General features: G+C 64.1%; 21 protein-coding genes and 1 pseudogene. 10 read left to right on the top strand and 12 right to left on the bottom strand.

Annotation, left to right across the window (positions count from 1 at the left end; genetic code table 11):
• The first annotated feature begins 139 nt into the window (after positions 1–139).
• The gene (locus XH84_RS07230) at positions 140–847 is read left to right on the top strand and encodes a hypothetical protein (RefSeq protein WP_128916131.1); all 708 of its coding nucleotides are present in this window, start codon (positions 140–142) and stop codon (positions 845–847) included.
• Between the two features lie 331 nt (positions 848–1,178).
• Positions 1,179–1,604 (top strand): annotated as a pseudogene (locus tag XH84_RS07225) (helix-turn-helix domain-containing protein); the annotation flags it as partial.
• 274 nt (positions 1,605–1,878) lie between these two features.
• Here XH84_RS07225 and XH84_RS07215 read toward each other — a convergent pair.
• Entirely contained in the window at positions 1,879–4,200 is a 2,322-nt protein-coding gene (locus XH84_RS07215) for a molybdopterin guanine dinucleotide-containing S/N-oxide reductase (protein ID WP_128916130.1), read from the bottom strand.
• 156 nt (positions 4,201–4,356) lie between these two features.
• On the opposite strand from XH84_RS07215, the gene XH84_RS07210 reads away from it, so the two are divergent.
• Positions 4,357–4,749 (top strand): RidA family protein, encoded by a 393-nt coding sequence (locus XH84_RS07210; RefSeq protein WP_164935820.1) that lies wholly within the window; start codon positions 4,357–4,359, stop codon positions 4,747–4,749.
• Between the two features lie 139 nt (positions 4,750–4,888).
• On the opposite strand, the gene XH84_RS07205 is transcribed toward XH84_RS07210, so the two are convergent.
• Together XH84_RS07205 and XH84_RS07200 are read right to left on the bottom strand one after the other, a co-directional pair.
• Positions 4,889–5,071: a hypothetical protein gene (locus XH84_RS07205; protein ID WP_128916129.1), complete on the bottom strand. Its 183-nt coding sequence runs from the start codon at positions 5,069–5,071 to the stop codon at positions 4,889–4,891.
• A 122-nt stretch (positions 5,072–5,193) separates the two neighbouring features.
• Positions 5,194–5,388 (bottom strand): hypothetical protein, encoded by a 195-nt coding sequence (locus XH84_RS07200; RefSeq protein WP_128916128.1) that lies wholly within the window; start codon positions 5,386–5,388, stop codon positions 5,194–5,196.
• An 87-nt stretch (positions 5,389–5,475) separates the two neighbouring features.
• Between XH84_RS07200 and XH84_RS07195 the strand changes: the two genes are divergently transcribed.
• Complete coding sequence (locus XH84_RS07195; protein WP_128916127.1) at positions 5,476–5,991, top strand: YciE/YciF ferroxidase family protein; 516 nt, start codon at positions 5,476–5,478, stop codon at positions 5,989–5,991.
• 301 nt (positions 5,992–6,292) lie between these two features.
• Here XH84_RS07195 and XH84_RS07190 read toward each other — a convergent pair whose 3' ends face one another.
• From XH84_RS07190 to ubiT, 4 genes are all read right to left on the bottom strand, one after another.
• Positions 6,293–7,150 carry an SDR family oxidoreductase gene (locus XH84_RS07190; protein ID WP_128916126.1) on the bottom strand — a complete coding sequence of 286 codons (858 nt, stop codon included), beginning with the start codon at positions 7,148–7,150 and terminating at the stop codon, positions 6,293–6,295.
• Between the two features lie 89 nt (positions 7,151–7,239).
• On the bottom strand, positions 7,240–8,175 hold the full coding sequence (ubiV, locus tag XH84_RS07185) for a ubiquinone anaerobic biosynthesis protein UbiV (protein WP_128916125.1): 936 nt from the start codon (positions 8,173–8,175) through the stop codon (positions 7,240–7,242).
• A gap of 27 nt (positions 8,176–8,202) precedes the next feature.
• On the bottom strand, positions 8,203–9,180 hold the full coding sequence (ubiU, locus tag XH84_RS07180; RefSeq protein ID WP_164935836.1) for a ubiquinone anaerobic biosynthesis protein UbiU: 978 nt from the start codon (positions 9,178–9,180) through the stop codon (positions 8,203–8,205).
• Positions 9,180–9,725, bottom strand: coding sequence for a ubiquinone anaerobic biosynthesis accessory factor UbiT (gene ubiT, locus XH84_RS07175; RefSeq protein ID WP_128916123.1), 546 nt, complete (start codon positions 9,723–9,725; stop codon positions 9,180–9,182). Before ubiT ends, ubiU begins: the two co-directional genes overlap by 1 nt.
• Before the next feature lie 100 nt (positions 9,726–9,825).
• Between ubiT and XH84_RS07170 the strand changes: the two genes are divergently transcribed.
• Positions 9,826–11,355 (top strand): UbiD family decarboxylase, encoded by a 1,530-nt coding sequence (locus tag XH84_RS07170; protein WP_128916122.1) that lies wholly within the window; start codon positions 9,826–9,828, stop codon positions 11,353–11,355.
• Complete coding sequence (locus tag XH84_RS07165; protein WP_128916121.1) at positions 11,352–11,948, top strand: UbiX family flavin prenyltransferase; 597 nt, start codon at positions 11,352–11,354, stop codon at positions 11,946–11,948. The genes XH84_RS07170 and XH84_RS07165 overlap by 4 nt, the downstream gene beginning before the upstream one ends.
• A 268-nt stretch (positions 11,949–12,216) precedes the next feature.
• On the opposite strand, the gene XH84_RS07160 is transcribed toward XH84_RS07165, so the two are convergent.
• The 3 genes from XH84_RS07160 to XH84_RS07150 are packed head-to-tail and all read right to left on the bottom strand — an operon-like array spanning position 12,217 to position 14,405.
• Positions 12,217–12,540, bottom strand: a complete 324-nt coding sequence (locus tag XH84_RS07160) for a metal-sulfur cluster assembly factor (RefSeq protein ID WP_128916120.1) — start codon at positions 12,538–12,540, stop codon at positions 12,217–12,219.
• Entirely contained in the window at positions 12,537–13,046 is a 510-nt protein-coding gene (locus tag XH84_RS07155; RefSeq protein ID WP_128916119.1) for a DUF2249 domain-containing protein, read from the bottom strand. Before XH84_RS07155 ends, XH84_RS07160 begins: the two co-directional genes overlap by 4 nt.
• A 12-nt stretch (positions 13,047–13,058) precedes the next feature.
• On the bottom strand, positions 13,059–14,405 hold the full coding sequence (locus XH84_RS07150; protein WP_164935819.1) for a hypothetical protein: 1,347 nt from the start codon (positions 14,403–14,405) through the stop codon (positions 13,059–13,061).
• A 370-nt stretch (positions 14,406–14,775) separates the two neighbouring features.
• Here XH84_RS07150 and XH84_RS07145 point away from each other — a divergent pair, with 370 nt between their 5' ends.
• The gene (locus tag XH84_RS07145) at positions 14,776–15,330 is read left to right on the top strand and encodes a hypothetical protein (RefSeq protein ID WP_347338710.1); all 555 of its coding nucleotides are present in this window, start codon (positions 14,776–14,778) and stop codon (positions 15,328–15,330) included.
• A 157-nt stretch (positions 15,331–15,487) separates the two neighbouring features.
• Positions 15,488–18,028 (top strand): magnesium-translocating P-type ATPase, encoded by a 2,541-nt coding sequence (mgtA, locus tag XH84_RS07140; RefSeq protein ID WP_128916118.1) that lies wholly within the window; start codon positions 15,488–15,490, stop codon positions 18,026–18,028.
• Between the two features lie 42 nt (positions 18,029–18,070).
• Here mgtA and XH84_RS07135 read toward each other — a convergent pair whose 3' ends face one another.
• Complete coding sequence (locus XH84_RS07135) at positions 18,071–18,289, bottom strand: DUF6894 family protein (protein WP_128916117.1); 219 nt, start codon at positions 18,287–18,289, stop codon at positions 18,071–18,073.
• A 349-nt stretch (positions 18,290–18,638) separates the two neighbouring features.
• Positions 18,639–20,483: an ATP-dependent zinc metalloprotease FtsH gene (gene ftsH / locus XH84_RS07130; protein WP_128916116.1), complete on the bottom strand. Its 1,845-nt coding sequence runs from the start codon at positions 20,481–20,483 to the stop codon at positions 18,639–18,641.
• 918 nt (positions 20,484–21,401) lie between these two features.
• Between ftsH and XH84_RS07125 the strand changes: the two genes are divergently transcribed.
• Together XH84_RS07125 and XH84_RS07120 are read left to right on the top strand one after the other, a co-directional pair.
• Positions 21,402–22,193, top strand: coding sequence for a Crp/Fnr family transcriptional regulator (locus tag XH84_RS07125; protein ID WP_128916115.1), 792 nt, complete (start codon positions 21,402–21,404; stop codon positions 22,191–22,193).
• A gap of 418 nt (positions 22,194–22,611) precedes the next feature.
• Positions 22,612–22,920, top strand: a 309-nt coding sequence (locus XH84_RS07120) for a transposase (protein ID WP_208757051.1), incomplete at its 3' end; no start/stop codon positions are given.

The raw sequence follows: 22,920 nt of genomic DNA, 5'->3' as shown, positions 1-22,920 counted from the left end.
TCCTGGCTTCGCCCGGAATTGAGAGCATCCTCAATGAGGTAACGTCACGGGCCCGCTCGCAAGTCCTAACAACTTCTAACACGCCAAGCCCCGTACGCCCCGCCATGGTGAAGGCACTGGACGGTGGATATGGCGGGACATGGCGCTTCTTGATGATGTGATCGATGCCAGCGGCGGAATGGCCCGCTGGAATAGCTTGAACCGGTTCACGCTTCACCTTTCCGTTGGCGGGTCGCTGTTATCCACTGCCGGACATGCCAGCGAGTTCAAGGACGTGACCGCGGAGGGCACGATCCGGACGCAGTCGGTCCGCTTCACCGGCATTACCGGCGGCGCGTACTCCGGCTCCTTTCAGCCGGACGCGGTCACCATCGAGAGCCTCGATGGTGAAGTCCTGCGAACCTGGCGGAGCCCGAGCCTCACATTCCGCGAACTCAGCTCGCCTGCCCTTGCGGACGAACTGCAGCTCGTTTTCTTCTGCGGCGCGGCGATCTGGAACTACCTGACAAACCCGTTCCTGCTCGCCCATCAGGACGTCATGGTGGAAGAGCTGCCGCCTTGGCGAGAGGGTACCGAAACGTGGCGGCGCCTGCGGGCGCGATTCCCCTCGCACATCGTCACGCTCGCGCCCGAACAGATCTTCTATTTCGACGAGAGCGCCCTGCAGCGGCGCACGGATCACGAGTTGTTCGGGATGAAGATCGCGCACTCCTCCTGGGCCCATGACAGTTTTGGCGGCATCGTCGTGCCAACGCTTCGACGCATCCAGACCTTGCGGCCAGATGGAACCGTGATCGCCAAACCCGTGCTCATGGATGTCGAGATTTTCGATGCCGTCTTCGAATAGCGCGATGACTTCGAGGGTAGATCGGTGTTGCGAGCAGCCACCGCGCGCTGCTGCGGCGAGCTGCCGCATCCGACGCAGTCGCACAAAATCTAACAGAACCTCATCACCCCTAACGGGCGTCCTGGCCGGCTCACGCCTATCGTCCGACCATGGAAAGCATTGGTTTGCGCGTTTGCCGGGCGTCGCAAACCGCGGCAAAGCCAGGAGAGGATGAGCGATGTCGAACAATTTGCAGACGGCGCATGCCGACGGTCCGGCCGGCGCGCGGGATCACGAGGTGCTTCGCCCAACACCGGTCATCGCCCGTGAAAGCCAACGTGCGGGAATGGCGTTGCCGCGCGTCAGGGTCAATGCCTTGCCGAAATGGCGGCTGCGGCGCGTCGAGCAATATATCGCGGATCATTTCGGCCGTTGCATCAGCCTGGCGGAGCTCGCCAATGTCGCCGGCCTGTCCAGGATGCATTTTGCGGCACAGTTCCGCGCCGCGACCGGCTACCGTCCTCGCGAATATCTGCTCCGTCGCCGGACCGAGCATGCGAAGACGCTGCTCGCGACCACAGAGCGTCCATTGGCGGAGATCGCGCTGGCCGTCGGCTTCAGCACACAGGCGCATTTTTCGACCGTCTTCAAGCGCATCAGCGGCGAGTCCCCGGCGCGCTGGCGCCTCGCCAGCAAGGGCGAACGGCGCGCGGTCGGGGCGCCTCCACCGCGCCGTCCTTCTCCGGAGAGAAACTGGATCGCCAGCGCTGCCGCATGATCGATCTGCCCGGCTCGCGCCCTCCTCCTCCCGGCCCTGCGAGCCTCTCGGGGCCGTCCTGCGCCCACACAGGACGGCCCCTTTTTCCTAGCGCGCGATGCGCGTTGTCGCGTCAGATCCAGCCCTACATGTCCCCGGTCAAGCCGCAGCGCGCGAGCGTTGCGGCGCAGAGCCGGGACCCAGAAGGCGACTGCATCCAGTGCGGAGAGATGGACCCCGGCTCTGCAGCGCAGCGCTGCGCTGCGTCCGGGGCAAGGCGCAATACTGCCGCTCCCTACGCCGGATCGAACGCGCGGATCGGCGGCAGATTGCCGGTGAACTTCTCCACCTCGATCGTCGTCAGCTGACCGGTGCAGCCCTGCGCCAGGGACGAGGTGCCGACGTCGCGGGTGAGCACGTTGGGATTGCCGTGAACGCAGAGCGGCGCCTCGTCTTCGGGATCCATCGGATCGTACCAGGCGCCGGTCGGAAGCTGCACGACGCCAGGCGCGATGCCGTCGGTGACGTGGACCGCGGCAAGGCAGGCGCCGCGCGCGTTGAACAGGCGGATGATGTCGCCATCCCTGATGCCGCGCGCGTCCGCATCAACCGGGTTCATTCGCGCGACCTCGCGGCCGCGATGCTTGGCGGCAAGCGAATGGCCGCCGAAATCGAGCTGGCTGTGCAGGCGCGTCACCGGCTGGTTGGCGACGAGGAAGCAGGGCGAGCCCGGCTTCGGCATGTCGGTCTTCTCCAGCCAGACCGGATGTCCCGGACAATCCGCATCGCCATGGGCCGCGATCTTGGCCGAGAAAATCTCGATGCGCCCGCTCGGCGTCGGCAGGGCGTGGTTGACGGGATCCTCACGGAAGCGACGCAGCCGGCCGCCGTCATCGGGCTGCTGCGGCACAACCAGGCTGCCGCGCGCCCAGAATTCGTCGAAACTCGGGGCCTCCAGACCACGCTTCGCGAGCGAGGCGCGGGTCGGCTCGTAGAGATGCTCCAGCCATTGCCGCGACGTGCGTCCCTCGGTGAAGGGCTCGCGAGCCCCTAAGCGCTCGGCGAGATCGGCGAAGATATCGTAATCGTCGCGTGCAAGCCCGAACGGTTCGGCGATCTGGTGCATGGCGACCATGAGGGGATCGTTGGTGGAATAGCCGATGTCCTCACGCTCGAGCGTCATTGTCGCGGGCAGTACGATGTCGGCATGCCGCGCCGTGGCGGTCCAGGCCAGCTCGTGCACGACGAACGTGTCGAGTTGCGCAAAGGCCTTGCGCAGGCGGTTGATGTCCTGGTGATGATGGAAGGGATTGCCGCCGGCCCAATAGACCATGCGGATGTCCGGATAGGTGCGCGTCTCGCCATTGTAGCGATAGGTCGTGCCGGGACCCAGCAGCATGTCGGCGATGCGCGCCACCGGAATGAAATCGGCGACGCCGTTGCGGCCCTGCCCGAGCGTCGGCCCCGGCACGTCGTTGACGCGGCGGCCGTAATAGCCGATCGCACCTAACGAATAGGCGTAGCCGCCGCCGGGAAGGCCGATCTGGCCGAGGGCTGCCGCCAGCACCATGCCCATCCACACCGGTTGCTCGCCATGCTCGGCGCGCTGCAGCGAATGCGAGACGGTGATCAGCGCGCGCTTTCCGGCGAGCCGTCGCGCCAGCTTTCGAATGGTCCCGGCATCAACGCCTGAGATCGCGGCGGCCCAGTCGGCGTGCTTGGGCTGGCCATCGCTTTCGCCCATGAGATAGCGCAGGAAGACCGGCCAGCCCTCGGTGTAGCGATCGAGGAAGGCCTGGTCGTGCAGACCTTCGCTGACCAGCGTGTGGACGATGCCGAGCATCAGCGCGGTGTCGGTGCCGGGCACGCAGCTCATCCATTCCGCGCCGGCTTCCACCGGCAGGTCGTCACGCAGCGGGCTGACCAGGACGAATTCGCAGCCTCGCCGGCGCGCCGTCGCCATGGCGCAGCGCTCGACGTGCTTGCTGATCGAGCCGCCGGCCACCATGGAGTTCTTCAGCGCCATGCCGCCGAAGGCCAGCACGATCTCGGTCTCGGCCGCGATCTGCTCCCAGGTGACGTTGCGCTTGGTGATGTCCTCGTAGCCCGCCAGAATCTGCGGCAGCAGCACCGAGGACGCCCCCGAAGAGTAGGTATTCACCGAGCGCACGTAGCCGCCCATCGCGATGTTGAGGAAGCGATGCACCTGGCTCTGGGCGTGATGAAAACGCCCCGCGCTCGACCAGCCATAGGACCCACCGAACACGGCGCCCGGCCCGCGCGTATCGCGGATGCGGCCGAGCTCGTCGCCGAGCAAGTCGAGCGCCTTCTCCCAGCTGACCGGGACGAACTCGTCGCGGCCGCGGCGATTGTCGGGGCCCGGCCCGCGCTCGAGCCAGCCGCGGCGGATCGCCGGCTGAGCGATGCGGGCCTGGTGGCGCAGCGCGCCGGGGAAATTGTCGATGATGCCGTTCGGATCGGGATCGCCCGCATAGGCCCTGACCTCGAGGCCAGCCGCGCCCTGACGCGCCGAAAACACGCCCCAATGCGAGGTGTGCGGCCTGAAGCCGTCGGACAGGTCAAGACCGGGGTCCGGGAAGCCAATCGTATCGTCCATCGTGTGTTCCTTGTTCCGGCACGTGGCGGCAGTATACCGATCTGCGCCGGGATGTCGCCGAGATCAGCGCCGACAGAAACGCCGGGCTGTCGTGCGCACGCAAGGGATGGCAACCATCGCCGGATCAGGCGGCGATTCGCAGACAAAGCGCTAGAAATGTGCGATATGCCGCTCTCTCATAGCGACAACGGACCCCTCATGATCAAACGCGATTTGCCGTACGAAGGTCTGCTTCACGAAGTGGTCGAGCACAATGGCGTGCTTTACATCGGAGGCATCGTCCCGGAGGACACCAGCCTCGATATGTCGGGCCAGGCCAAGGACGTGCTCACCCAATTGACGCAGCTGTTGAAGACCCTCGGATCCGATCCAGCCAACGTCTTGCAGGTGACGATCTACATGATAGATCTGAAGGAGAAGGCAGAGTTCAACGCGGTCTGGAAAGCGCACTTCGCAGAAGTTGATCTGCCGGCTCGCGCCGCAATCGGCGTGGCCGATCTCGGTCCGGGCGTCAAGCTCGAGATGACCGCCATTGCTGCCCTGCAATAGTGCGACCAAAGGATTCGCTGCTTGCTGCGTCGACGACGCGAGAGGGTCTCATCATCTCCAATCGCCGTTGCCTTCGCAGTCAGTCATCGCGCGATGACACAATGCATGGTCACGGCGCGCGCCCGACTTTGGAACGGCATCATCCACGCGCGCAGCAATCGACCAGCAGCTGCCAGATCCGCTGCACCTCGCCCTTCTGGCGCCCCTCCGGCACCTTCTCGCCGCCGGACTGACCATATCCGGCGATGGTGTGCGCTTGGCGCGGCACGATCCATCGTTCCGAGATCGGGTCGTACCATTTTCCGATGTTCACCTCAGTCACGATCAACTCACAGATTCGACAACGGTTGGCGATGCGCCTGCCGCGGCTTCATTCGAGCCATTCGGCGACGCACCAGTCAGTTTACCAATCATGAGCTCGCGCGATCGTTCCGCTTCCCTGCATCATCCCGGTCGGGCCGGATGAAGCGTGCGCGGATGCCGCTCGTGCAGCAGCCGAGCGAGCTCCTCGCGCTCGGTCTCGCGTCCCTTCATGGCAGTCTCGAACAGCGCTTCCTGGATGTCGCGAGGCATGTCGCCCCACACGTCCATCGCGGCCCGTCCGAGCAGGCCCGCAAGATGATCGATTCCATCGTTCATTCGGCTCTCCTGGTCTGCACACGGGAATGGAACAGCTGCGGCCGCGCAGCGTTCCACTGCCATCATTGTGAAAAGGAGGCGTCGTTTATGGGATTCTTCACCAAGGATATCAAATCGATGGAAGACCTGCTGCTGCACGGCCTGCAGGACATCTATTACGCGGAGCAGCAGATCCTGAAAGCGCTGCCCAAGATGATCGACAAGGCGACCAACCGGGATCTCGCCGCCGGCCTGAAAGCGCATCTGGACGAGACCAATAAGCAGGTCGAACGGCTCAACAAGGTGTTCGCCAAGCTCGGCAAGGAGCCCAGCGGCACGCAATGTCCTGCCATCGACGGCCTCATCGAGGAAGCCGACGCGACCGCCGGCGAGATCGAGGACAAGGCCGTGCTCGATGCCGCGATCGTGGCCAACGCGCAGGCTGTGGAGCACTATGAAATGTGCCGCTACGGCACGCTGATCGCCTGGGCCGAAGAGCTCGGCCACGACGACATCGTGCGCTTCCTCACCACCAATTTGAACGAAGAGAAGGCCGCCAACACCAAGCTGAACACCGTGGCGCTTCGCAAGGGCGTCAACGCCAAGGCCTCCAACGCCGCCTGATCGATCTGCCGACCAAGACGTGGCAGCCCGGCCTCCGGCGCTGCCACGATCCTCGTGCTAGTGCAGAATGCGAAGCATCGTCCCTGCGCGCCGCAGGGCTGTCGCGTATGGAGCGATCACGCCTGTGGCCATCCTTCGAGACGCCCGCCGTTGGCGGGCCCTCAGGATGAGGACTGAGTGGCGTGGCGCTCGTTTCGACAAGTCACGAATGCTGCTTAGCCTCATCCTGAGGAGGCCGCGAAGCGGTCGTCTCGAAGGAGAGGCGCGCGCTCGGATCTCACCACGCTCTAGGCACGTTCGATCAGATGAACGGCTTGCCGCCGGTGACGGCGAGCGTAGCCCCCGAGGTGTAGCTCGAGCGCGGATCGGCCAGCATGACATAGGCGGTTGCAAGTTCGGCCGGCTGGCCGGCGCGCTGCATCGGGACCTGCTTGCCGAAGTTCTTGACCCTTTCCTCCGACATGGTCGAGGGTATGAGCGGCGTCCAGATCGGACCGGGGGCAACGGCGTTGACCCGAATGCCCTTCTCGGCCAGCATCTGCGCAAGCCCGCCGGTAAAATTCTGGATGGCCCCTTTGGTCGTGGCGTAAGCCAGCAGGCTCGGGTTTGGCATGTCCGAGTTCACCGACGCCGTGTTGATGATCGCAGCGCCCGGCCGCATATGAGGGACCGCGGCCTTGGTCAGATAGAACATGGCGTGGATGTTGGTCTCGAACGTGCGCTGCCATTCCTCGTCGCTGATGTCCCCGATGTCCTTGAACGTGGCCTGATGCGCCGCATTGTTGACGAGGATATCGATGCCGCCGAACTCTTCGACGGTGCGACGCACGATGGACCGGCAGTGATCGGGATTACTGATGTCGCCGGGAATGAGGACGACCTTGCGTCCCTCCCGCTCCACCAGCGCCTTGACCTCGGCTGCATCCTCGTCCTCGTTCAAATAAGAGACGACGATGTCGGCACCTTCACGCGCATAGGCGATCGCGACCGCACGGCCGATGCCGCTGTCGCCTCCGGTGATCAGCGCCCTTTTTCCGGCCAGGCGCCCGGCGCCCTTGTAACTCTCCTCGCCGTGATCCGGCCGAGGCTGCATCGCCCGCGTCGAACCGGGCATCGGTTGCTGCTGCGGCGGAAAGGGAGGCTTTGGATAATCGGTCATGGACAACTCCCGGGAAGCTCGCTGCGCTAACGGAGCGCCGCCGAAACTGTTCCTGGGATTGTCCGGACACTGCCGTAACTCTATCCGGGTTAGACGGCCCCGATCTGCGACACCGAGCCTTGCGCATCGCCTGATCGGGCCTGGCGATAGAGGTGACCTGGCTCGGCCCACAGGAACCCATTCGAGAACGGCACACCAGGATAGGCCGCCGCAAGTCGGTGATTGCCGCTATCGACATCGTCACGACCGTCGAGCACGTCGCGAAAGGTCCTGACGATGGCGACCATGTCGCAATCCTGTGGCGACAGGCGCAGCGAGCCGACATTGCTCTCGCGCAATAGGCCGATCTCGCCCAGCAGATTGGCGCAGGTGTGAGACAGGGTCTGCACGCCGTTGACGGTGAGGAAATCCTGCTGCTCCAGCGTGTTCAGCAGCAGACCATCCGGATCCTTCTCACAGACGAAGCGGCAATTGTCTTTGGCCAGCTTGTGAAGGCGCGCATGATAACAACGGGCCGAGATGGCGAGCGGCACTCTGCCGAACGCGAACACCTCGGTCGTGACGATGGGAACAGCCTTCGCGATCGCCGCCACCGAGGTCAGCGGCAGCTCCGGAGGTAGACAGATTCGCCGCGCCCCCTGTGCGACGTGAAAGGCCGCGCTCGCCTCGTTGTAGATGTTGACGAAGGGCCCGATGGCGTGCGGCCGGCCTGCGAGCGCCCTGAGACAGGTCAGATCATTCACCTCGACCAGCACGCCTTCGGCTGCTGCGAGCTCTTCGGTCTGGCGGCGTTCGCGCCGCAGCGAGACCAGGATCAGCGAGCCCAGCAGCACCTGCTTGCCCGCCCTCTGCAGTCGTTCGACGACGCCCGGGATGTGGTCTGCGAAGAACGGCGATCGTTTCGAGCAGACGATCTCGCCGACGGATACGACGTCGACCGGCGCTTCGTCGGCGATACGGAAATAGAAGTCGCGCCAGCGTTCCGGCGCCCAATTGTACAGAACTGGACCGAGGCTGAGTTGCATCTTCCGGACCTCACACATTCGAAACGATTAACGCCAGGTCTTGCGATAGGCGCCGAGCGTGGAGGCCTGCCCTTCGGTGAACGGCTTCAGGCTCGCAATGTCCGCCTCGCTCCCGCTCTCGAGCGCCGCGAGCGCATGACGGAAATGGCGCACCACGCTTTCGACATAGGCGCGGCCGCGCTGACGGCCCTCGATCTTGAGCGCGGTGACCCCGGCATCGCGCAACCCCCTAAGCAGCGTCGTGGCGTCCAGGCTGACGGGGTCCTCGAAAATGTAGCCGGCGCCCTGCGCGGTCGAGAAGCGGCCCTTGCACAGCGTCGGATAGCCGGCGGGCTCGCTCACCCCGAACCGGTTGATAGTGAAGCCGCCCAGACTGGACTTCGTCCCCTCCGCCGTCTGTTCGTAGGTCACATGGCTCGGAGGGGAGCAGACGCCTTGCATGTTCGGCGATTTGCCGGTCGCATAGGACGACAGCGAACAGCGCCCCTCGGCCATCACGCAGAGGCCGCCGAACACGAAGACCTCGGTCTCGCAGGCCGACTCCCGGGTGATCTCGGCGATTTCAGGCACGCTGAGGACGCGCGGCAGCACGACGCGCCGCGCCCCGAAATTTTCGGCATAGAAGGCGATGGCATCCGGATTCGCGGCCGCGGCCTGAACCGAGACGTGCAAACGCTGGCTCGGATGGCGCCGCGCCGTGTAATCCATCAATCCGATGTCGGCAAGGATCAGCGCATCGGCTCCGGCATTCACGGCATCGTCCACCGCACGATGCCAGATGTCGACGGCGGAGGCGCGCGGAAAGGTGTTGATGGCCACCAGGATCTTCGCGCCGCGGTCATGCGCCAGCGCGATCCCCTTGCGCAGTTCGTCGCGGCTGAAATTCAGCCCGGGAAAGTTGCGCGCGTTGGTCTCATCGTTGAAGCCGCAATAGATCGCGTCGGCGCCGGCATCAATGGCGCTCTTCAGCGCCGCCGGCGTCCCGGCGGGACAGATCAGTTCCATCATCTCGATTGCTCGCCTTGCCCCGATGAGCCGATCACGTGTCCACGCGCGGCCTCGAAGGCGCGCCTCGCCGGCGCGCCCAGCGGGCCGAACAGCGAGGACAGTTCAGTGGCAAGATCGAGCTGGGCGTCGTCGATCGTATTGCGCAGCGCCAGCACCGCCTCGACATCGCCCTCGATGACGAGCTCGCGCGAGAACATCAAGGCATCGCCATCGACCCTGCCTTCGAGCAGAGCCAGGAGATTGGCGAGCGAGGCCGAGATCCGCGCGTCCAGCCCTGGCGTCAGCTCGCGCACGACGGACACGCGCGGCGGCTTCGCCTCGACCACGAAGGCAAACGGTAGATCAATCGGCTTGATACCGAACCGCGCGCGCGCGTGCGCGCCCAGCCGGTCGAATATGGCAGGGTTGCGCCGGTGGATCCGCTGCAGGACACCGCCGAGAACGAGCTGCAACGGCAGCAGAGGCAGAGGACGCATGGCAAGTGCGACAAGCGGCGGAATCGTCGGCAACGGGCCGGGCGATACGGCGGACGGATCATTCATGGCGACACATCTGGACGGATTGCACACCGCTGTATTTGAGCCGGAACAATGAAGACCAAAAACAGGCCGGCTAGCTGTGATTTTTTGGGAGCCTATCCAGTTGCAACGTGATGTGCCGCGCTTTCGCGACTTGACCGACTTTCTGCGCTTCATCGAAAGCCGGGGGCAGTTGCGACGCATTCGCGAGAAGGTCTCCGTCGTCCACGAGATCACGGAAATCCATCGGCGTGTGCTTGAGGCACACGGACCGGCATTATTGTTCGAGCAGCCCGTCAGAGCCGATGGCCGTCCCTCGGAGATGCCGCTCCTCACCAATCTGTTCGGAACGGTCGAGCGGATCGCATGGGGAATGGGGATCGCACCCGATCGCCTCGGAGAGCTTGGCGAGCTCATGGCCGAGCTCCGCGCGCCGCGACCGCCGAACAGCATCAGGGACGCCTTCGACAAGCTCCCGCTCGCCCGCGCCGCGCTGGCGACGCGCCCGCGCACGCGCGCGGCGGCACCGGTGCAGGATTGCGTCACGATGGGGCCGGACATCGATCTCGCGAGATTGCCGGTCCAGATCTGCTGGCCCGGCGAACCGGCGCCGCTGATCACCTGGCCACTCGTGATCACCGTGCCGCCGGACTCCGCGACGGCCGACCAGGAGGAAAACGTCGGCGTCTACCGCATGCAGGTGCTCGGTCGCGACCGCGCCATCATCCGCTGGCTCGCGCATCGTGGCGGCGCCAAGCATCATCAGCAATGGAAGGCGATCGGGCGCGAAATGCCGGTCGCGATCGTCATCGGAGCCGATCCAGCCACCACCCTGGCCGCGGTGCTGCCGCTGCCCGAGACAATGTCGGAGCTGCGCTTCGCCGGAATTCTGCGCGGCGAACGGCCCGACCTCGCGCCCTGCCTCACCGTCCCGCTCGCGATCCCGGCTGAGGCCGAAATCGTCATCGAGGGCTTCGTCTCCGCGACCGAAACCGCGCCCGAGGGTCCGTATGGCGATCACACCGGGTACTATAATTCCGTCGAGCAATTCCCCGTGATGCGCGTGACGGCGATCACCAACAGGCGGCAGCCCGTCTACCTCTCGACCTTCACAGGCCGGCCGCCGGACGAGCCGTCGCGGATCGGCGAGGCGCTCAACCGTCTGTTCGTGCCGCTGATCCGACAGCAATTCCCCGAGGTGACCGACTGCTGGCTGCCGCCGGAGGCCTGCTCCTACCGCATCGCGGTCGCGGCGATCAAGAAGCGCTATCCCGGACAGGCGCGGCGGCTGATGCTGGGCCTGTGGTCGATGCTGCCGCAGTTCAGCTACACCAAACTCCTGATCGTGGTCGACGACGACATCGACGTCCGCGATTGGCAGGCCGTGATGTGGGCCGTCTCGACGCGCAGCGACTCTTCGCGCGACCTCGTGACCCTCACCGACACGCCGATCGACTATCTCGACTTCGCCTCGCCGAAATCGGGACTCGGCGGCAAGCTCGGCATCGACGCCACCACAAAGATTCCGCCGGAGACGGATCGCGAATGGGGCGTTCCGCTGACGATGGATCCCGCCGTGGTCGCACGTGTCGATGCGATGTGGTCAAGCCTCGGCCTTTCCGGCATGCTCGCACGCGCACCGGTCCTCACATGAGCGGGCGGCAAGGCATCATCGTCGGCATCAGCGGCGCCTCGGGCGCCGCGATCGGCATGCGCATCGTCGAAGTGCTGGCCGACAATCCGCACTACGCGGTGCACCTCGTGGTCTCGCCTGCGGCTGAGCGTACACTGAGCGAAGAAGTGGGGAGCGACGCGCTCGCGCGGCTGCGCGCGCTCGCCTTCCGCCACCATCTTCATTCGGACATCGGCGCCGCGATCGCCAGCGGCTCGTATCCGGTCGCGGGCATGATCGTGGCGCCGTGCTCGATCCGTACGCTCTCGGCCATCGCCTGGGGGCAGCTCGACAACCTCCTGACGCGCGCGGCCGACGTACAGCTCAAGGAGCGACGCCGGCTGGTGTTGCTGGTCCGCGAGAGCCCGCTGCATCTCGGCCATTTGCGCAGCATGCTGCAGGCGACCGAGATCGGCGCCATCATTGCCCCGCCGATGCCGGCCTTCTATCTGAGGCCACAGTCGCTGGATGAGGTGATCGACCAGATCGCCGCCCGGGCGATCAACCTGCTCGACCTGACGAAGCTTCGCGCACCCGCAAAGGTCTGGTCCGGCCAGGGCTCTGAGGGCGGTTAAAGCAATGATGGATGAGACTTGATCGCCGCAACGACGGAGGTGCGCTCCCTCTCCCGCTTGCGGGAGAGGGCTAGGAGAGGGTGTATCCTCAGTGGGACAATCCCCAAGAGGAGAAAGCCCTCTCCCGGCGCGCGGGACGATGCTTCGCATCGCCCGGAGCGCGCCGACCTCTCCCGCAAGCGGGAGAGGTGAACACCCCGCGGCATCGATTCAACCTGAAGCCATGCTGCTTTAGCCGCCGAGGCGTCGGTCACCGCGCTCGCCCGGATCAATTCACCTCGGCAAAGCCGAGCGACGACCTGACGCCCGGCGAGATCATCGAGGGCTGCCAGGGCGGCTCGAACGTCATGGTGACGTCGACCGATTCCACGCCTGGAACGAGGCACGCGCTGTTGGCGACCCCCTCCTTCAGAAAGGACGCGGCGGGGCAACCGCGTGTCGTCGCCGTCATGGTGATGTGCGCGGCGCCGTCGTCGACCGACACATCATAGATGAAGCCGAGGTCGACGATGTTGTGCCCGAGTTCCGGGTCGATCACGACCTTCAGCGCCTGCCTTATCTGGTCCACGAGATCATCATCGTCGATCGTCATTCGCGCACCCTCACCGTCAGTTGATAGGCATCCTTCTGCGACGTGAAGCCGCCACGCCAGTGATGGCCGCGTTTGGTCAACTCCCGAAAAAGGAAGACCGGCTCACGACTGAGTAAGGCGCAGAGTGTCTGCCCAGGCGCGAGCCGCTCCAAGGCAGCCAGAATGCGAACCATCGGCTCGGGCGGATCGAGGTCGCGGTTGTCCAGATGCAGCACCGGCTCCGGCCAATCGCCGTCGCTCAAGGCAGCGGAGGTCGGCTCAGCGGCTTCGACCGAACCATCGTTCGGCATGAAGCGGATTTCCCATTCGCCGCCTTCGAGCTCGGCTTCCCGATGGGCAAAGCCCCTGCGCGCCATGACGTCGAACAGAGGGACCGGCTTGAAGGGGGCGTACAGCCGCAGCCCCTCCCCGGGCACGAGCCGCTCGAGCGCGGCCATGATGATCGAGAACGGCTCGCCGCCTGCACGCAGGATCGGCCGGACGTCGACGTCGATGAATTCGGTCATTGCAGTCTCCTTTCAGTTCCGCGAGATCAGGAGATGGGGCGCAGCTGCTCCCGTAGGCAGGCGTAGCGGCTCCGCCACATCCGCAAGCCGCCGGGCCCTGATGAACTCCTCGCTCAGACCGAGCGTCGCAACCATCACGACCGCGACAGCGACGCGGAAGCCGAGGGGCGCCTCGATCAGGAGCATCAACGTTGCCGCCCAGCTTCCGGCAAAGAACAGCACGAACCACTTCAACGCGCGGCGCTCGGCAACGAGATCCTGTACGCGGGGCGTCGGCACTCTGCCCATCACCGGACCGTAAGTCTCGAGCCAGGTCAGGAACGGGACGATCTTGTAGAGATTGGCGAGCACGAGGCCAGTGAGCCAACCGAACGCGACGAGAAAGACCAGCGCCCCGACATGGGACGGGAACGAGCCGGTCGCGACAAACGCGGCACCAAGGATTGCGGCGGCGACGAGGCTCGCCAGCGCAACGAAGCTCATGCGCGTGTTCAGCTCGAGCGCGCGACGTTTGCGGGTTCTGTACAAGCCGAGCACGTCACGGCCGTAGGCAGCCAGCGACAGCAGCGCCGCGGCGGCTGCGAGCAGAAGCGCGAGATTGAGCCCCGTCATGCGCCAGAGTGCGAGCACGCCACCAACAAGTCCGATCGCCAGCGCGATGATGCCGGCAAGCCAGGCGAGCCGGCCGAGCCGCACATCGCCGTCGGGCGCGAGCATGAACATGGCGAGCAGGCGATAGCTGACGCCCATGGCCGTGAATGTCAGCCAGCCGCCAAGGCCCGCAATCGCGTGGATCGGAACGCCCGAGACCAGCAGGTCCGGCCATTGCGCACCGACACCGGTTCCGGACAGCACCAGCGAGAACATGCCGCCGAATGCCGCCGTGACACAGATGCAGGCAAGCCCGCCCGCGACGAACCGAGCAGGCCCCGGCAGTGGGCGGGCCGACCAGAGCGTCATGCCGAGATTGGCAACGACCAGGGTGAAACCGGCAATCAGCAGGCCAGCTCCGACGGGAAGCAGCCAGGGCGGCCCGCTGATGTGCCCGCCCAAACCCAAAAAGCCTGCGAGCAGGACAGTCAGCCCCAGCGTCAGCAGCGCAAGAGCCGGCAGCGTCCAGCGCTCCGCATAGAGCGACCTTGCGGCCAGCACCGGCACGAACTGGAACAGCGCGCCGCACAGCACCGTGCTCAACCAGCCGATGCTAATCAAGTGAACGATGACGAGCGTGTCCGGGCCGCCGATGTCGTGATTCGGAAAACCGAATCCTGCGACGATCAGCACTTCCGCGAGCAGCAGCCACGCGATTGCGACCGCGAAGTAACTGATGGCCCATCTACAGAGGCTGGTTCCGATCACGGCCTGCTTCCCATCGCCTGCGCACGACATCCCATGTCTGCACTCGAGAACGGTAAGCGGCTGCAGTCACAGCCACTTTGTCGAGGCGCAAACTCCGGCGCCATTCACGACAATGGGAATCGAACGATGCCGGGGAGCGCGGAAGGGCTATCGTATGTGGCATTTGCGCGAGCTGAGCGCGCGCCTCGTCCTTCGAGACGACCGCTTTCAGCGGTCTCCTCAGGATGAGGCTAAGCGGCATCGGTGCTCGCCAGAACTAGTGCAGCGCACGCGGTCCTCATCCTGAGGGCCCGCCAACGGCGGGCGTCTCGAAGGATGGCCGCAAGGAAAATCGCTCTCCATATGCAACACCTCGGGGAGCGTGGGAGGATTGATTCAGCGCAAGAGCACGGCCCGCGGCGCTGATATTCAAGGCGTTCAATCAGCAGGGAATGGTCGGATGACGCTGAAGAATTGGTGCGTGGTTCTCGCGATTTCGGTGGGCGCGATCACATCCGCGATTGCTCAGTCCGACTTTCCGCCGTCCGCGAGCGCGAAACAGGAGGCGCCTCGCCTCGTCGAGGTCATGGGCATGGCGCAGCTTGAGCATCTCAAGCTATGGTATGCAGGCAAGGCGAAGAACTGGGACCTCGCCGCTTACGAGTTGCGGCAGTTGACCAACAGCTTGGCCGAAGCAGCCATTTTCTACCCGGCGGTTCCCGTCAGCAACGTGACCACGATGAAGGAGCCACTGCTGTCGATCGCCGACGCGATCGCGGCGGGCGACGATCGCAAGTTCGCCGCTTCCATGCGCGTCCTGACCGACGGCTGCAACGCCTGTCACAGCTCGATGGGCCGCGGCTTCATTGCCATCGGCGTTCCGACCGGCGGGCAGCCCCCCGCCAATCAGATATTTTCGCCGCCGGGAAACAGCCGGAAGCATTGATGCGGCCAGACCGCTCGGGATGATCGTTGCTTTCAGTGTCTGCCTCGTGACAGCGTGATGATGACAACCGGGGACTGGATTGCGTTGCATCAATCCGGAAGTCAAGCAGCCCCGTACCTTGGCCTCGCCCAAGTGTCAGCGACCGCCGAGCCCATCCATGATCGAACAATCGAGCCCAGCCAAGGCTTTGGCCGCGACGTTCTGGCAAATGCCAAAGGACGACCTCTACCGCGCGCTCGACTCCGGCCCGGACGGCCTGTCGCACATCGAAGCCGACCGACGGCTGGCGATCGTCGGCGCAAACCGCGTCGACGCCTCCCAAGGCCGGTCAGCCCTGCGCAAGCTCGGCCAACGTCTCTGGAATCCGCTGATTGCCATGCTGCTGGCGGCGGCGCTCGTATCCGGGTTGAGCGGCGACATCGGCAGCTTTGCCATCATCGCAACCGTGCTGTCCCTGTCCATCACGCTCGATATCGTCCAGGAGCATCGCGCCGAGCTCACCGCCGAAGCGTTGCGGGAATCGGTCGCCATCCAGGCTGACGTTGTCAGGGACGGCAAGGATGCGACGATTTCGGTGACGGCTCTCGTCCCGGGGGACGTCGTGAAGCTCCGTATCGGCGATTTGATACCGGCCGACGGCATCGTCCTCGATGCACAGGATCTGCAGGTCAATGAAGCCCTGATGACGGGCGAGCCGTTTCCGGCCTTCAAGACGGACGGCCCCTGCTCCGCTTCATTGCCGGCGGACGCCACGAACGCCCTGTTCGCGGGAACCAGTACCGTCGGCGGAAGCGGCAGGATGTTGGTCGTGACGACTGGGGGCCGGACGCGCTTTGGCGCGATCGCCTCGGCAATGGCCGCCAACGCGCCACCAACGGCTCTCGAACAAGGCGTCCGCAGGCTCGGATTTCTGATCCTTCGACTGACCCTTTTTCTCACTCTCTTTGTGCTGATGGCTCATCTCGTCGCACAACATAACGCAATGGAATCCTTCCTCTTCGCGGTCGCGCTCGCTGTCGGCTTGACGCCGGAACTGCTGCCGATGGTGATGACGGTGACCCTCGCCCGAGGCGCCCTGCGCATGGCGAAGCGAAAAGTCATCGTCAAGCGGTTGTCCGCGATTCACGATCTGGGCGCGATGGACACGCTTTGTGTCGATAAGACCGGCACGCTTACGGAGGCCAGGATCACGCTGGAGGCGCATGTCGATCCCCAGGATCGGACCTGCGATCGCGTCCTGAGCTTGGCGCGCCTGAACAGCACGTTCCAGGCCGGCGTCAGAAGCCCTCTCGACGACGCGATCCTGTCGGCGAACCATAACGGCCTCGACGGCTGGGTTCGGCTGGCGGAAGTCCCGTTCGACTTCGAGCGGCGGCGCTTGTCCGTCCTGGCCCAACGCAACGGCGAACACACGCTCATCGCCAAAGGAGCCCCGGAATCCGTCCTGTCGCGCTGTGTGGCCGTGGAGATCGATGGTCTGGCTCATCCGCTCGACTCCGCCTGGCAACAGAAGATGGCCGACATCCAGGCGCGCTACGCCCGCGACGGATTCCGGCTCCTTGCCGTCGCCATCAGGTCCATTCCGGCCGGGCAGCAGACCATTTCCGTCAGCGACGAGACCAATTTGACCATGATCGGCTTTTGCGTCTTCGCCGATCCGCCCAAGCAGGATGCCGCCTCGGCCATCGAGGCTCTCGGCTCGCTCGGAGTGACGATGAGGATTCTCTCGGGTGATCATGGCGCCGTGGTCGCGCACGTTGCGCAATCTGTCGGTCTCAGGTCGGACCGGATCGTGACCGGCGCCCAGATCTCTGAACTCACCGATGCCGCGCTCATCGCCCGGGTCGATGACATCGATCTGTTTGCCCGGATCGATCCAGATCAGAAGCGGCGGATCATTGCCGCGCTCCGACACCGCAATCACGTCGTCGGTTTCATGGGAGACGGCGTCAATGACGCCCCGGCGCTCCACGCCGCGCATGTCGGCATATCCGTCACGGGCGCGACCGAGGTCGCCCGCGCGGCCGCCGACATGATCTTGCTGGCGCCCGACCTTTCCGTGCTTGCGGCCGGCGTGCGCGAAGGCCGCAGGACGTTTGCCAACATCCTGAAATATGTTCGAATGGGAACAAGCTCGAATTTCGGCAACATGCTTTCGATGGCCCTGGCCTCGGTCGTTCTTCCATTCCTGCCGCTGCTGCCACTGCAGATCTTGCTGAACAATCTGATCTACGATCTCTCCGAAATCGGTATCCCCTTCGATGACGTCGATCGCGAAGACATTGCGCGGCCCGAATCCTGGGACATGGCAAGCATCCTTCGCTTCACCATCATCATGGGAATGGTGTCGTCCCTGTTCGACGCAATTACTTTCGCCGTTCTCCTCAAGCTGTTCGATGCGGATGCCGCACTCTTTCAAACCGGCTGGTTCGTGGAATCGATCGCGACTCAGATTCTGGTGATCTTCGTGATCCGGTCTCGCAAATGGCCATGGCGGGCGAACCGCCCGCACAACATCTTGATCGCCACGTCCTTCGGCGCCCTGCTTGCCGGCGTGGCGCTTGCGCTCGGCCCGTGGAGAGCCGCGTTCGGCTTTACCGCGTTGTCTCCGGGACTGCTTGCGATGATCGTCGCCATCGCCGCGGCCTATCTGGTCTCGGCGACCATCGCGAAGCGGCTGGCGATTTCAGATCGGTGAGGTCTATCAAAGACTAGGTTCACCGAGCGCGCTGGCCAATGGTCAGGTCGCGTCTGGATAGATCTGCTCGCGGTGGACTTCACGCCCGCTCTCGTCGATGACGACGATCCGGAGGTCGGGATGGCCTTTCGGTTTCTCTCGACGCGCCTGCTCGGCGAGATTCTTGCTGTGCGCGATGGCGGCGCCATCGCTCACAAGCTCCAGTCCGGATCTGTCCCGGAGGGGTACGCCGTCCTTCATGTCGAAATAGTATGTGGGCATGAACTCTTTCCCGCGTTCCACGCGGCTCTTTGACGTCATCCATCCCCAAGGGGGCTTGCCAAGGCGCGGGAGGAACCGCGACCACTTGGGGAGCTGCATTCTAATAAACAGGCGGGTCAAAATCTTGAGCCGGATCAAATGAAGGAACTTGGTTCAAGGGCCCGGCTTCAACCCATCCTTGCGATATCATGACAGCGACTACGCCATCCGATGTCGGCGATCTTCTCCCCGTCCACCTCTGCGGCGGTTACATTCAACAGGTCTCCGCAGGCGACGCCCTGGGAATCCGCCAGGTCGGTATATCGCTGAAGTAATCGAGCAAACTGAGCGCCACCAGCACCCACCGCTGTCACGCGGCAACCGGCTCGCCTTCTCCGCTGCGCTTGCCGAGCAATGGCGCAAACTGCTCGGACGTGACCGTCTCATTTGCGATCAACAGGTCAACTCCGGCATCGAGGTCCGCTCGCCTTTGCCGCAGGATGTCGCGGGCGCGGCGATCACCCTCCTCGATCAGGTTGCGTACGGCGAGATCGATCTCACGGCCGGTTGCCTCGGCAGCCCCGGCGATCTTGTCCTGGGCCGCCCCGAGAAACGCCTGCGGCTTAGGTGCATAGGTGCGTTGCCCCACCGTCTCGTCCATGCCGTACTTGGTCACCATTTCGATGGCGACTTCGGTCGCACGTTGAAGATCATCGGCGGCGCCCGTCGAGATCGCCCCGTCAAAGATCAGACGCTCCGATGCCCGTCCGCCCATCAGCACCGCGATGCGGTTCTTCAGCTCCTCGACCGTCAGCAGGAACCTGTCCTCGGTCGGTCGCTGGATGGTATACCCCAGCGCACCGATCCCGCGCGGAATGATCGAGACCTTCTGCACGGGGTCGACGCCGGGCAGGCTGGCCGCGACGAGGGCATGGCCCATCTCATGATAGGCAACCCTGCGCCGTTCGTCCTTGCTCAGCACCCTGCTCTTCTTCTCGATGCCGGCCACGATCCGCTCGATCGCCGTGACGAAATCATCGAAGGTGACCTCGTCTCCGCTCCGTCTCGTCGCCGCGATCGCCGCTTCGTTGATGAGGTTTGCAAGGTCAGCCCCGGTAAATCCGGTCGTGAGACCCGCCACCTTGTCGAGATCGACGTCGTTACGCACCCGAATCTTGGGGGCGTGCACCTTGAGAATCGCAACGCGCCCCCTCTTGTCGGGCCGGTCAACCAGGACCTGCCGGTCAAATCGGCCTGCGCGCAGCAGTGCGGGATCCAGGATCTCCGGCCGGTTGGTGGCCGCCAGCAGAATGACGCCGGCGCTCGGGTCGAAGCCGTCAAGCTCGGACAGGAGCTGGTTGAGGGTCTGCTCCTTCTCGTCGTAGCCCCCGAATGACAGCGGCCCGCGGCTGCGTCCCAGCGCGTCGAGCTCGTCGACAAAGATGATGCAGGGTGCGGCCTTGCGGGCCTGCTCAAACAGATCCCGAACCCGCGCTGCGCCGACACCCACGAACATCTCCACGAATTCCGAGCCGGAGATCGAGAAGAATGGAACGCCGGCCTCTCCTGCCACCGCGCGGGCCAGCAGGGTCTTTCCCGTTCCCGGCGGTCCGACGAGCAGGATACCCTTAGGGACGTGCGCCCCCAAGCGACCATAGCTCTTGGGATCCCTGAGGAACGACACCACTTCCTGGAGCTCGAACTTCGCCTCGTCCACGCCCGCGACATCGGCGAAGGTGACCTTGATGTCCTTTTCGACATACACTTTTGCGCGGGATTTGCCGATCGCCATCAGCCCGCCCAGGCCCTGGCCGCCTCCCATACTGCGGCCGATCCAGAGCCAGATCACGAAGAAGGCGATGACCGGAAAGATCCAGGACAGCAAGGTCTGCAACACGCCATTGCCGGGGACGCCGGTCACGCTCGCGCCCTTTGCCGCGAGCTTCTCAGCCAGAGCCATGTCAACCCGCGCGGTCACGAACGCGGACTTTCCGCTCGGAAGCGGCTCCTTCAATTTTCCTTGAATCGTATCCGAGCCGACGGACACCTCGGCAATCTTGTCCTGTGCGAGCAACTGCTCGAACTGGCTGTAGGGAATGGTTTCGACTGAATTGTACGTCGAGAGCCCGAACTGCAGCATGGCCAGCAGCATGCCACCGGCCAGGATGGCAGCCATTGCGATGCCGTGCTTCCGTGAAACTTGATCGGACTCCACTCTGCTTCTCCCATCACCGTCGAGCGCAATGCGAACGGTAATGGGAAGCCGGCGGCCTCAGCTTGATTCAGCTCAATGTCGCAAGCACCTCGCCAGCGTGCCAAGCGCCGGAAACTGCTCGAAGAAGCTCGCTTCCCGCACGCTGGGTCGAGCTGGCGTTTCCAGCCGTGATTCATCCATTGGAGCCAACAGAGCCTTTATTCGGCAGCCAATGCTGGTCGCAATTCCGGCTTCTCGCGCGAAAGGTCATGTTGAAACGTCGGGTTGGGGCCATTGTCACCGAAGCTGAACGCCCGTTTGCGCCGACAGCCGCCGTTCCTCCCAAGCAAGAGCTTCCAGCAGGCCCCATTTTGCATGCTGCAATTCGCCGCAGTACGCCGTCAGCGAACCGCAGTGGAATGCCGACGTTCATCGAGGCTAAGTCGCGCCCCACAACTCAGGTCCCAGGATGTGGGAGCAAATGAGACTTCTCACCAAAGACTCCACTAAAACGCGCAACAGCACCTGATCACCCCACTCCCACTCGATTGTTCAAGCGACCGGAACACGCTGATTGGCAACGACAAGTCGGCGACGTCGACGCTCAAATGCCGATAGCTGGTCCGTCAAAATCCTTGCTATTAAATCCGCAGGAAAATTTCGACGCTTTGGAGCGTCCATGGTTTCAGTAACTATCGCCGCAGACTGACTGAGCCAACTCCAGCGAGCGCTTGTCCTTGTCAGTACCCTGCTCAATGGCGCGCGATAGGCACAGGATCTCCGCCGCGCCATATGATTCTCAGGCTACGCATGCGCGCCATCGATTACGGGAACCATATCTGTGGTGGTCGGTTGGATTGCCGCTGGGCTGGCCTCTGCAGAGCAGGTCCGCTCTCCGGCCTGAGTTCTAGTGCCGAGTATCCGTCGGGAGAAAATCCCATGATGGACCACGCAACCAGTGTCGGTAATCTCTTGCTAACAGCGTTGCCGCCAGCGGATCTTGCTTTGCTTGCGCCTCATCTGCGGAAAGTTGTGATCGAACGCGATTCCGTGCTCGTCCGAGCGGGCGATCGGATCGAACATCTCTTTTTCCCGCTCAGCGGCGCGATCGCCGCTATCACGGAGCTGCCTAACGGGCAGACAGTTGCCACGGCGATAATCGGGCACGAGGGGGCCGTGGGCTTGACGTCATCGTTAGGCGCACCCGCCTCGCCCGCGACGGCGGTCGTTCGCATATCAGGGACCGCGCTGCAGATCTCTCGCGCGCAATTTCTGGCAGCGCAACATCGCAGCCCTGCAATCGCATCCATGGTGCAGGTCTTCATGATGTCGTTGTTGATCCAACTCCAGCAGGTGGCTGCTTGCAATGCACTGCATTCTGTCGAGGCCCGCCTAGCGCGTACGCTGCTTCACCTTCACGATCGAGCGAATGGCGGCGATGCGCTCCCGCTGACCCAGGAAACATTATCGGAATTACTGGGCGTCCGGCGCACCACAGTCACTCATGTCGTAAGCACACTGCGCGCATCAAGAGCGCTGAAATCCCATCGGCGCGGTCAGCTCGAGATTGATCGGCCGCGGCTCGAAGCGTTGGCATGCGAGTGCTACAAAGTCATGAGGCGCGAAATTGATCGGATAGTTTCACGGGGCGCGACCGGACTAGTTCATGGGGCGCCGGCGCGGGGCACCTTCCCCTTGCCTAGCAGCCGAAGAGCCGGCACCAGCTCATAGAGCCAGTTTGTTTTTGCGAACCCAATCGTGCGTACCTTTGCAATTCCGCAACAGGTGCGCAAGATACCGTCGTTACGATCGCCCAATCCTGCGCGGAAGCGAGCTCAAGAACTTTGCAAGCTTTGGACTGGCTCTGGGCCGAAGCCAAACTATGGACATCAAGCCCGTCATCCATTCGCCTTGCGGCGCTCGTTACAACAACCGGACCTATTGAGACCACGCAGCGCAGGCACGAGCTTTGCCTCTGCTAAGCTACAACGACGGTCGTGTCCCCGGTGGTGGTGTAGCTCGGTAGAGCAAAGCCGCCCGGACGCGCGCCCCACATAGCGCCGTAGCGGGCGGGCGGCTTTGCGGTGGTCACCGGCAGTTCTCCGGTAGGATCGGGTTGCGACACGCCAACGCAACCGAGGAACCACCGATGACCGACGACATGATGAACCTGCGCACGCTCGTGGAGAAGACCCCTGATGCCGATCTGTTGCGCGAGATGATCGGCTTTGCCGCCCAGCGTCTGATGGAGCTGGAGGTCGAAGGCCAGACCGGAGCGGCCTACGGCGAGAAGACCCCCGAGCGTGTGGCCCAGCGCAACGGCTACCGCGACCGGATCTGGGAGACCCGCGCCGGTGCGGTCGAGCTGCGCATTCCAAAGCTGCGCAAGGGTTCCTACTTTCCCGGCTTCCTGGAGCCGCGCCGGATGGCCGAGAAGGCGCTCACCGCGGTGGTGCAG

The sequence above is a fragment of the Bradyrhizobium nanningense genome (assembly GCF_004114535.1).
Taxonomy (GTDB): domain Bacteria; phylum Pseudomonadota; class Alphaproteobacteria; order Rhizobiales; family Xanthobacteraceae; genus Bradyrhizobium; species Bradyrhizobium nanningense.
Note: the sequence above shows the minus strand (reverse complement) of the source record. Positions and strands in the feature narration are given on the sequence as shown.

Excerpts from the sequence above, each read along its gene's own strand:
- XH84_RS07135 (WP_128916117.1), bottom strand. The coding sequence starts at position 18,289 with ATGCCCACATACTATTTCGACATGAAGGACGGCGTACCCCTCCGGGAC.
- XH84_RS07160 (WP_128916120.1), bottom strand. The coding sequence starts at position 12,540 with ATGACGATCGACGATGATGATCTCGTGGACCAGATAAGGCAGGCGCTG.
- XH84_RS07215 (WP_128916130.1), bottom strand. The coding sequence starts at position 4,200 with ATGGACGATACGATTGGCTTCCCGGACCCCGGTCTTGACCTGTCCGAC.
- XH84_RS07155 (WP_128916119.1), bottom strand. The coding sequence starts at position 13,046 with ATGACCGAATTCATCGACGTCGACGTCCGGCCGATCCTGCGTGCAGGC.
- XH84_RS07200 (WP_128916128.1), bottom strand. The coding sequence starts at position 5,388 with ATGAACGATGGAATCGATCATCTTGCGGGCCTGCTCGGACGGGCCGCG.
- mgtA (WP_128916118.1), top strand. The coding sequence starts at position 15,488 with ATGATCGAACAATCGAGCCCAGCCAAGGCTTTGGCCGCGACGTTCTGG.
- ubiU (WP_164935836.1), bottom strand. The coding sequence starts at position 9,180 with ATGGAACTGATCTGTCCCGCCGGGACGCCGGCGGCGCTGAAGAGCGCC.
- XH84_RS07230 (WP_128916131.1), top strand. The coding sequence starts at position 140 with ATGGCGCTTCTTGATGATGTGATCGATGCCAGCGGCGGAATGGCCCGC.
- ubiT (WP_128916123.1), bottom strand. The coding sequence starts at position 9,725 with ATGAATGATCCGTCCGCCGTATCGCCCGGCCCGTTGCCGACGATTCCG.
- XH84_RS07210 (WP_164935820.1), top strand. The coding sequence starts at position 4,357 with ATGTGCGATATGCCGCTCTCTCATAGCGACAACGGACCCCTCATGATC.
- XH84_RS07125 (WP_128916115.1), top strand. The coding sequence starts at position 21,402 with ATGATGGACCACGCAACCAGTGTCGGTAATCTCTTGCTAACAGCGTTG.
- XH84_RS07195 (WP_128916127.1), top strand. The coding sequence starts at position 5,476 with ATGGGATTCTTCACCAAGGATATCAAATCGATGGAAGACCTGCTGCTG.
- ubiV (WP_128916125.1), bottom strand. The coding sequence starts at position 8,175 with ATGCAACTCAGCCTCGGTCCAGTTCTGTACAATTGGGCGCCGGAACGC.
- XH84_RS07190 (WP_128916126.1), bottom strand. The coding sequence starts at position 7,150 with ATGACCGATTATCCAAAGCCTCCCTTTCCGCCGCAGCAGCAACCGATG.
- XH84_RS07165 (WP_128916121.1), top strand. The coding sequence starts at position 11,352 with ATGAGCGGGCGGCAAGGCATCATCGTCGGCATCAGCGGCGCCTCGGGC.